Here is a 9,184-nt window from a genome sequence, read left to right on the forward strand (position 1 = left end):
AAGGGCGGTCGGAAGATCGCCCTTTTTTACTTATGACCGCCTGATGCGCTACGCTTATCAGGCCTACGAGAATGGTGCAATATATTGAATTTTCACTATTTTGTAGGCCGGATAAGGCGTTTTCGCCGCATCAGACAAATAACACCCTAAAGCATAAACCGATACCCAATACCGGTTTCAGTAATAAAATGGCGAGGTCGGGCCGGGTCTTGCTCTAGTTTTTGTCGCAGATGCCCCATATAAATACGCAAATAGTGACTGTGTTCGACCGCATTTGGCCCCCATACCTGGTTGAGTAACTGGCGCTGGGTAAGCACTTTCCCGGCGTTGTTGAGCAACACAGCCAGCAGGCGGAACTCTATCGGCGTCAAATGCACTTCTTCCTCGCCGCGATGGATCACGCGGGCGGCCAAATCAACGGTCACATCGGAAAATGTCACCACCGGATCGGGCGCGGCGGTGGCGGAGTGGCGGCGTAACGCGACGCGTAGACGAGCCTGCAATTCACCAATGCCAAACGGTTTACTCAGGTAATCATCAGCTCCGGCATCCAGCGCGGCGATTTTGTCGCTCTCTTCGCTACGTGCGGAAAGCACAATTACCGGCACCGCGCTCCACTGGCGCAGGTCGCGGATAAACTCAATTCCATCGCCATCGGGCAGGCCGAGATCGAGAATAATCAAATCCGGCTTACGGGTTGCCGCCTCCAGCAGCCCACGTTGCAGTGTTTCGGCCTCAAAGACGCGCATACCGTCGCCCTCCAGCGCTGTGCGCAGAAAGCGACGAATAGCCTGTTCATCTTCAACAATCAGAACGTTTGTCACATATCCTCATGAAATTCTTCAAGTTCAGGAGCGGTTTGCTGAGGAAGTGTAACACGAAAACAAGCGCCACCTTCCGGTCGGTTGAATGCGATGATCGTACCACCGTGTATTTCTACAATCGCCCGACAAATTGCCAACCCAAGCCCGACGCCCGGCACTGCTGACTCTTTATTCCCACGGGCAAATTTATCAAAAATCGTCCGTTCCTGACCTTGTGGAATACCGGAGCCGTTATCCCAGACATCCAGTTGTAGTTGCTCTCCCTCGACATGGGCATCAATACCAATTTCAGCCTGCGTTCCCGCGTACTTCACCGCATTCTCCAGCAGATTAATCAGCACCCGCTCAAACAGTGGCCCGTCGACGTGGATCAAGGTCAGCGGTTCAGGCAGAGAGAGGTTGATGGGTGACGATAAACCTGGCTCCAGCATTTGCAGCGCACTGCCGACGACTTCTTCCAGCGTTAACCACTCTTTCTTCAAATTAAAGCCGCCGGACTGAATTCGCGCCATATCTAGCAAGTTATTTACCAGTCGGGTCGTGTTCAGCACATGCTGGCGAATTTCGCTGGCCTGGCGAGCGTGCGGAGAACCTTCGCTTGCCAGATCAAGCGTTAAGATTTCTGCCTGACCAAACAGCACCGTAAGCGGGGTGCGTAAATCGTGAGACAGCGCCGCCAGCAGCGCGTTGCGGATCTGTTCACGCTCGCTGGCCATCCGCGCCTGTTCTTCGCTGGCGGTCAGCATCAGGCGCTCAAGAGCATTGGCCACTAACAGCGTAAACGTTTCCAGCAGGCGCTGTTGTTCCGGGATCATCAACTGGCGCAAATTTCCCGGTTCCACCACCACCAGTCCGTAGGTTTTCTCGCCGCTTTTTAACGGCAAAATCTGGTACGGCACGCCGGGTAAAGTGTCGGTGCCCGCACCCGCAGGCAGACCTTTATCAAAGCTCCAGCGGGCGATAGCATCGTCCCACGGCGTCATCCCCTGCGGATGTGTTAGCGGCAGTAATATACCGTTGTCATCAGGTAACAACACCTGACTGCGGGCATGAAAAGTAGAAGCAATAAACTGCTCGCTGGTGGCGGCGATATCCTGGGGACTGCGGCCTACCGCCAGCGTTTTTGACATTTCATATAAGTGTCGCGTGCGTTGCTCGCGGTAACGGGCTACCCGCGCCTGGTAACGCACGCCAGCGGTAAGGTTCCCGATCACCAGCCCGACGGTTAACATCACCGTGAAGGTCAGCAGATACTGCACATCAGAGACGGCGAGCGTGCCGCGTGGGGCGATAAAAAAGAGATCGAAACTCACCACGTTAATGACGGTGGCAACCACCGAAGGCCAGCGACCATAAAAAAGTGCCACCACCACCACGCCCAACAGATACAGCATCACCAGGTTAGCGGCATCGAAGGCCATCAGCCACTGCATGGCAATTAAAGTGATAACGGCGCATAACGCGGCGGCAACCACGCAGCCCTGAATTTGCACCCGCCATTTGTCTTTAAAAGAGCGGCTATCCGGCGCGTTATTAATTGTGCGCGCAGGTGGTTCATCAAGCGCGACCAGTACCTGATCGAGGTCGGGGGCGATGCGCGCCAGTCGGTCGGCAAAGGTTTCCCGACGCCACCAGCGGCGCGAGGCCGGGCGACCGAGAATTATCTTGCCGAGATTATGCTCCCGGGCATAACGCACTACGGCTTTTTCTTCTGCCGGATCAGAAAGTGTTGCTGTCTCTGCGCCTAACTCCTGCGCCAGACGCAAGGCGCTGAGAATGGCTCGACGTTTTTTCTCCGGTAAGCGGTGCAGGGCAGGGGTTTCAACATATACAGCGTGCCAGACGCTCCCCAGCCTTGACGCCAGCCGCGCCGCCGCCCGAACCAGTTTTTCGCTGCCCGTATTATGCCCAATACATAAAAGGATCGCGTCGCGCGTGTGCCAGACTTTCTCTTCGCCAGGACTCCCCCGCCAGGCGCGCATTTGCTCATCTACGCGATCGGCAGTACGGCGCAGCGCCAGTTCGCGCAGGGCAATCAAATTGCCTTTGCGGAAAAAATGTTCAATGGCGCGCTCAGCCTGCCCGGCAATATAGACTTTGCCTTCTTTCAGTCGCTGGCGCAGATCGTCCGGAGGCAGGTCCACCAGCACCACGTCGTCGGCGGCATCGAAAAAAGGATCGGGCACGGTTTCCCGTACCTGAATTCCGGTGACGCCACTGACCACATCGTTCAGACTTTCCAGATGCTGAACGTTGACGGTAGTGAAAACATCAATGCCTGCTTCCAGTAGCTCTTCGATATCCTGCCAGCGTTTAGGATGACGGGAACCTGGCGCATTACTGTGCGCCAGTTCATCCATTAATATCAGCGCCGGACGGCGGGCGAGGGCGGCATCGAGATCAAACTCGCTGATATGCCGCCCACGGTACGCCTGGCGTTTCAGTGGCAGAACAGCCAGACCTTCCAGCATTGCGGCGGTATCTTTCCGCCCGTGGGTTTCTACCACGCCAACCACAATATCCAGCCCTTGCGCCCGCAGTCGCTGGGCTTCCGCCAGCATCGCCCAGGTTTTCCCGACGCCCGCACAGGCACCGAAGAAAACTTTTAGCTTTCCGCGATGCGGCGCGGCAGTTTGTTCCAGCAGACGGTCGGGGTCGGGACGTAAGGGTTCGTTATTCATCAAGCTTATCCAGCGCCAGATTGAGTTCGACAATGTTGACGACCGGCTGGCCGATATATTTCACCAGCGGTTGTTGGCTGTATTTTGCGACCAGTTGTGTGAGCTGTTCAACGCTGAGATTACGCGCTTTCGCCACCCGTGGGATCTGCCAGGTCGCCGCTTGCGGGGTAATGTTATTGTCCAGCCCGCTTGCCGAAGCCGTGACCAGTTCAACCGGAACGCTCGCGCTGGCATCCGGGTTAGCGGCTCGTAAAGCAGCAACGCGTGCAGCTATTTGTTTATTCAGCGCCGGATTACTGACCGCCAGATTGCTCCCGCCAGAAGCCTGTGGATTATAGGGCATTTCTGCCGTTGCCGACGGGCGGCCATGAAAATAGCCGTTATCGGTAAAATTCTGCCCGATTAATGCCGAACCGCGCACTGTATCACCTTCACGGATCAACGAACCGTTGGCCTGCCAGGGAAACCACCATTGCCCAAGCAGGGTGGTTAGCAGCGGGTAAACGCCGCCAGTAATCAATAACAGAAAGAGAAAAGTTGAGAATGCCGGACGTAATCCACGCATGGTAAACCTCACACCAGACCGCAAACGGTCAGCAGTAAATCAATGACTTTGATACCGATAAACGGCACCAGCAGCCCACCCATACCGTAAATCCATAAGTTACGGCGCAACATGGCAGAAGCGGTAAGCGGTTTATAACTCACGCCTTTTAATGCCAGGGGAATCAAAAAGACGATAATCAAGGCATTGAAAATAACTGCACTGAGAATGGCGGAGTCGGGCGAATGCAGGCGCATGATGTTCAGCGCATTCAACTGCGGATACGTTGCCGCGAACGCCGCCGGAATAATGGCGAAGTATTTCGCCACATCGTTGGCAATGCTGAAGGTCGTAAGCGAACCACGGGTCATCAGCATCTGTTTGCCAATATGCACCACCTCGATCAACTTGGTCGGATTGGAGTCGAGATCCACCATATTGCCCGCTTCTTTCGCCGCCTGAGTGCCGGAGTTCATCGCCACCGCGACGTCGGCTTGCGCCAGCGCTGGGGCATCGTTGGTGCCGTCGCCAGTCATTGCCACCAAACGGCCTTCCGCCTGGTACTGACGAATCAACGCCAGCTTGGCCTCTGGTGTCGCTTCGGCAAGGAAATCGTCGACGCCCGCTTCCGCTGCAATGGCGGCGGCGGTCAGACGGTTATCGCCGGTAATCATCACCGTTTTAATGCCCATTTGGCGCAGTTGGGCGAAACGCTCTTTAATGCCACCTTTGATGATATCTTTCAGCGCAATAACGCCCAGCACGCGAGAACCTTCCACCACTACCAGCGGCGTGGCACCCTGACGCGCAACCTGATCGACTTTTTGGTCGACATCGGCAGGGAAGTGGCTACCGTTAGCCTCGACATGACGGCGAATGGCATCGACAGAACCTTTACGGATCATGCGGTTATTAATGTTGATCCCACTCATCCGGCTTTGCGCAGTAAAGGGTACAAAGGTGGCATGGAGCGACTGCACATCGCGCTCGCGCAGGTTAAAACGCTGCTTGGCGAGGATCACAATACTGCGGCCTTCCGGCGTTTCATCGGCCAGCGAAGCCAGTTGTGCGGCGTCGGCCAGCGTTTTTTCCTCCACGCCCTGCGCGGGGATAAACTCTGATGCCTGGCGGTTACCGAGGGTGATGGTGCCGGTTTTATCCAGCAGCAGGACGTCCACGTCGCCCGCAGCTTCAACTGCACGTCCGCTGGTGGCGATCACATTCGCGCCCAGCATCCGGCTCATCCCGGCGACGCCGATAGCTGACAGCAAGCCGCCGATAGTTGTTGGGATCAGACAGACCAGCAGCGCTACCAGTACCGTCACGCTGACTGCGTTACCGCCCCAGGCGGTAAATGGCCATAGCGTTGCGGTTGCCAGTAAAAAGACGATGGTCAGGGCAATCAGGAGAATGGTCAGGGCAATCTCGTTCGGCGTTTTGCGTCGTTGTGCGCCTTCCACCATCGCGATCATCCGATCCAGAAACGTCTCGCCGGGGTTAACGCTGCACTCAATTACCAGCCAGTCAGAAAGAATACGCGTGCCGCCAGTGACGGAGGCAAAATCGCCGCCGGACTCACGGATCACCGGTGCTGATTCCCCGGTGATGGCGCTCTCATCGACCGATGCGCCACCTTCAATAACTTCACCATCGCAAGGGATAATATCGCCCGCTTCTACCAGCACGATGTCGCCTTTACGCAGTTGATCGGCCGGAACTTTGTCTGCCACAGCACCATATTTCGGCTCGCGCAGCTTGCGAGCAAAGGCGGTTTTTTTCACCCCTTTCAGACTGTTGGCCTGCGCTTTACTGCGGCCTTCCGCCAGCGCCTCTGCGAAATTGGCGAACAGCACGGTGACCCAAAGCCAGCCACTAATTGCCGCGCTAAATAGCGCATTGCCGGGCATCGCACCGCTCACCATCGCGATACTAATAAAGGTGGTCAGCAGACTGCCGATCCAGACGATAAACATCACCGGATTGCGCCATTGCGCCTGCGGACTTAATTTTTTCACCGCTTCTTTCAGCGCCTGGGCGACAAGTGTTGGTTCGAATAGCGCCAGTTGTTTACGACTCATATTCAGTGCTCACTCAATATCATCAGGAGAGATATTCCGCCACCGGACCAAGCGCCAGGGCAGGGATAAAGGTCAGTGCGCCAACCAGCAACACGGTGCCGATTAACAGGCCAATAAACAGCGGGCCGTGCGTTGGCAGTGTACCGGAGCTGGCGGGTTGGCTCTTTTTACTCACCAGCGAACCGGCAATCGCCATCACCGGGATAATCACCCCGAAGCGCCCGACAAACATGCAGAACGCCAGTAAGCAGTTCCAGAACGGTGAGTTGGCGCTTAATCCGGCAAAGGCACTGCCGTTGTTGTTGGCGGCGGACGACACGGCGTACAGCACTTCGCTAAAACCATGCGGGCCAGGGTTGAGCATGGCGCTACGTCCGGCATCGGTCATCATCGCCAGCGCCGCGCCCATCAGCACCAGCGTTGGGGTAACCAGAATCGCCAGCGCGGTCAGTTTCATCTCGCGCACGTCGATTTTTTTACCCAGATATTCCGGCGTGCGGCCAATCATCAGCCCGGCAATAAACACCGCCAGCAGGACGAACAGCATCATGCCGTAAAGGCCAGAACCCACGCCGCCGAATACCACTTCACCAATTTGCATCAACCACATCGGCACCATGCCGCCGAGAGCGGTAAACGAATCATGCATCGCAATCACTGCGCCGCAGGAAGCCGCCGTAGTCACGACCGCAAACAGGCTACTGACCAGTACGCCAAAACGGCTCTCTTTACCTTCCATATTGATGCTGCTGTCTGCGCCCAGCGCCAACAGATGAGGATTACCCAGAATTTCTGCCCACATCACCACGGCCACGCAGATGACAAAAATCACCGACATTGCCCACAGCAACATGCGCCCCTGGCGACGATCGCCCGCCACTTCGCCAAAGGCAAAGCAAAGCGCCGTTGGGATCAAGAAGATCGCCAGCATTTGCACGAAGTTGGTCAGTGCGGTCGGGTTTTCAAACGGATGCGACGAGTTGGCATTAAAGAAACCACCGCCATTAGTACCGAGCATCTTAATCGCTTCCTGAGAAGCCACCGGCCCCATCGGTAACAATTGCTGTGCCCCTTCAACGGTTGTCACAGCCTGATAAGGCAGAAAGTTTTGCAGCGCACCTTGTTGAATAAAAAACAGGGCGATCAACAACGCCACTGGGGCTAACACCCATAACGTGATGCGTAACAGATCGACCCAGGCATTGCCCAGTGTGCTCATGCTCTGGCGGGTAAACGCGCGGATGAGGGCGAAAATCACCGTAATCCCGCTGGCGGCAGAAAGAAAGTTTTGTACCGTTAAGCCCGTCATCTGACTGAAATAGCTCAACGTTGTTTCGCCGCTGTAAGACTGCCAGTTGGTGTTGGTGACAAAGCTGACAGCAGTATTCAGCGCCAGATCCCACGACAAACCCGGCAGTTGCTGCGGATTAAGCGGCAGATAATGCTGACCGACCAGCATGAAAAACAGCACCGCCAGTCCCAGCAGGTTCAGGCAGAGAATGGCAGACAGATACTGCTTCCAGTTCATCTCACGGTCAGAGACGCCAAGTGCGCGAAAGAGTACGCGTTCAACGCCTGCCGTACCGGGAAGAGGAATATCATTAATCAGCCGTGCCAGCCCGCTGCCTAAAGGGCGCGCCAGCACCATCAGCACCAGTAAAAACGTGGCGATCAGTAAGAACCCTTGCGCAGCCATCAGAACGCCTCCGCATTGATCAGGGCATAAACCAGATAACCCAGTAATAAAAACACCAGCAACACGCCGGTTATCACGCCTGCACTCACAGTGCACCTCCAGTGGCCTAAAAGTGATACCGGAAGGGTAGAATTGTGGCTGCAAAGATTTCGCAAAAATCTGCGGGCGGGGTGTAAAAAAAGTATAAAAATGGCAAAAGCCATGATTTAACTAATGGTTAGTATCATTTTAACTTTTATGTAACTTAATTACACGGTGAATGTAAATAAACCATCAATAAGCAAAAATAAGTGGTCGGATGAGTAGTAAAATTACACAAAAGACGGTACTATTTTCATCAGATAAACGAATTCATTTTTCCGGTGTCATTCACCGGGTAGATACAAAAAAGGGGGAGAAAAGTATGGAACTCTATAAAGAATATCCTGCATGGCTTATCTTTTTACGCCGTACTTATGCGGTTGCAGCGGGCGTTCTGGCGCTGCCTTTCATGCTTTTCTGGAAAGACCGCGCCCGCTTTTACAGCTACCTGCACCGCGTCTGGTCGAAAACCAGCGATAAACCGGTGTGGATGGATCAAGCCGAAAAGGCAACCGGTGATTTTTACTGATTGCTAGCACATTTAAGCCAGCCTTGTATACGGGGCTGGCTTAGGCGTTCTGTATCAACGGATCTCATGACGCCTTCATTTCATCACTGTTTTATCTTCAAGTTTCGCTAGTACCCTTTTAAAAGGGTAACTCAGAATGCGGTTATCCTCATTGTCTCTCTAAGCGGCTCTATCGTCAGAAATCTCTGGTTAGGTTGGATACCCCATTACACTCTTTCCTGTAACTTCAGTGTAAAGTGAGAAAGTCGCTATCACTTTTGCTCACTCCAGCATCTAAATAAATTCCGAATTTTGCTATTAATATCGCTACTTCAATAAAAGTAGATAGTAAAGAGAGTAATATATACTTTATTGATATATTAAGAATAATTAATTGTTAATGAATCTAATGCGATAAGGTGTATTGGTGTTAATAAAAAGATATTGTATTTTTAGTTGATAATTAAAAACACACAATATTTCAGCCTTTTCTATGTAAGAACTCAATTTTATAAGGTATCCATTTTTATATGGAGGCGGTAGCGTGTCTGTTGTTGGTGGTTTTATTTACACGCTGAATATAATTGAATTATCGAATATATAACTATGTATCCGTTCCAGTCGTCATAACTATTGATAATTATTTGATATTATTATTGATTATTGCTGGAAAGATAAAAATGAGCGACAAAGCAGCAATAGACGTCACCTTCATGACTAAAAAATAAATAAAAACCCATCAAAAAATAATTCGTTTATTAAAAAGGACTCA

At 53.3% G+C, this 9,184-nt stretch carries 7 protein-coding genes; 1 reads left to right on the plus strand and 6 read right to left on the minus strand.

The window, feature by feature from the left end:
- Positions 1 to 146: 146 nt before the first annotated feature.
- Genes kdpE through kdpF form a run of 6 tightly spaced genes read right to left on the minus strand, consistent with a single transcriptional unit; the run spans position 147 to position 7,912 of the window.
- Positions 147 to 824: a two-component system response regulator KdpE gene (kdpE, locus tag BEA93_RS21935; protein ID WP_000186070.1), complete on the minus strand. Its 678-nt coding sequence runs from the start codon at positions 822 to 824 to the stop codon at positions 147 to 149.
- Positions 821 to 3,505, minus strand: a complete 2,685-nt coding sequence (kdpD, locus tag BEA93_RS21940; protein WP_001515980.1) for a two-component system sensor histidine kinase KdpD — start codon at positions 3,503 to 3,505, stop codon at positions 821 to 823. Before kdpD ends, kdpE begins: the two co-directional genes overlap by 4 nt.
- Positions 3,498 to 4,070, minus strand: a complete 573-nt coding sequence (gene kdpC, locus BEA93_RS21945; RefSeq protein WP_001515981.1) for a K(+)-transporting ATPase subunit C — start codon at positions 4,068 to 4,070, stop codon at positions 3,498 to 3,500. The genes kdpD and kdpC overlap by 8 nt, the downstream gene beginning before the upstream one ends.
- A gap of 8 nt (positions 4,071 to 4,078) precedes the next feature.
- A complete protein-coding gene (gene kdpB / locus BEA93_RS21950; RefSeq protein WP_105224657.1) occupies positions 4,079 to 6,127 on the minus strand; it encodes a potassium-transporting ATPase subunit KdpB in 2,049 nt (682 codons plus the stop codon).
- Positions 6,128 to 6,149: 22 nt separating this feature from the next.
- Positions 6,150 to 7,823 (minus strand): potassium-transporting ATPase subunit KdpA, encoded by a 1,674-nt coding sequence (kdpA, locus tag BEA93_RS21955; RefSeq protein WP_105224656.1) that lies wholly within the window; start codon positions 7,821 to 7,823, stop codon positions 6,150 to 6,152.
- Entirely contained in the window at positions 7,823 to 7,912 is a 90-nt protein-coding gene (kdpF, locus tag BEA93_RS21960; protein WP_001272653.1) for a K(+)-transporting ATPase subunit F, read from the minus strand. The genes kdpA and kdpF overlap by 1 nt, the downstream gene beginning before the upstream one ends.
- A gap of 314 nt (positions 7,913 to 8,226) precedes the next feature.
- Between kdpF and BEA93_RS21965 the strand changes: the two genes are divergently transcribed.
- Positions 8,227 to 8,433 carry a YbfA family protein gene (locus BEA93_RS21965; RefSeq protein WP_000424791.1) on the plus strand — a complete coding sequence of 69 codons (207 nt, stop codon included), beginning with the start codon at positions 8,227 to 8,229 and terminating at the stop codon, positions 8,431 to 8,433.
- Positions 8,434 to 9,184: the final 751 nt, after the last annotated feature.

Source organism: Escherichia sp. MOD1-EC5950 (assembly GCF_002965345.1).
GTDB lineage: Bacteria > Pseudomonadota > Gammaproteobacteria > Enterobacterales > Enterobacteriaceae > Escherichia > Escherichia marmotae.

Bases quoted from the DNA above. Each gene is read 5' to 3' on its own strand.
- kdpD (WP_001515980.1), bottom strand. From the start codon at position 3,505: ATGAATAACGAACCCTTACGTCCCGACCCCGACCGTCTGCTGGAACAA.
- kdpC (WP_001515981.1), bottom strand. From the start codon at position 4,070: ATGCGTGGATTACGTCCGGCATTCTCAACTTTTCTCTTTCTGTTATTG.
- kdpB (WP_105224657.1), bottom strand. From the start codon at position 6,127: ATGAGTCGTAAACAACTGGCGCTATTCGAACCAACACTTGTCGCCCAG.
- kdpA (WP_105224656.1), bottom strand. From the start codon at position 7,823: ATGGCTGCGCAAGGGTTCTTACTGATCGCCACGTTTTTACTGGTGCTG.
- BEA93_RS21965 (WP_000424791.1), top strand. From the start codon at position 8,227: ATGGAACTCTATAAAGAATATCCTGCATGGCTTATCTTTTTACGCCGT.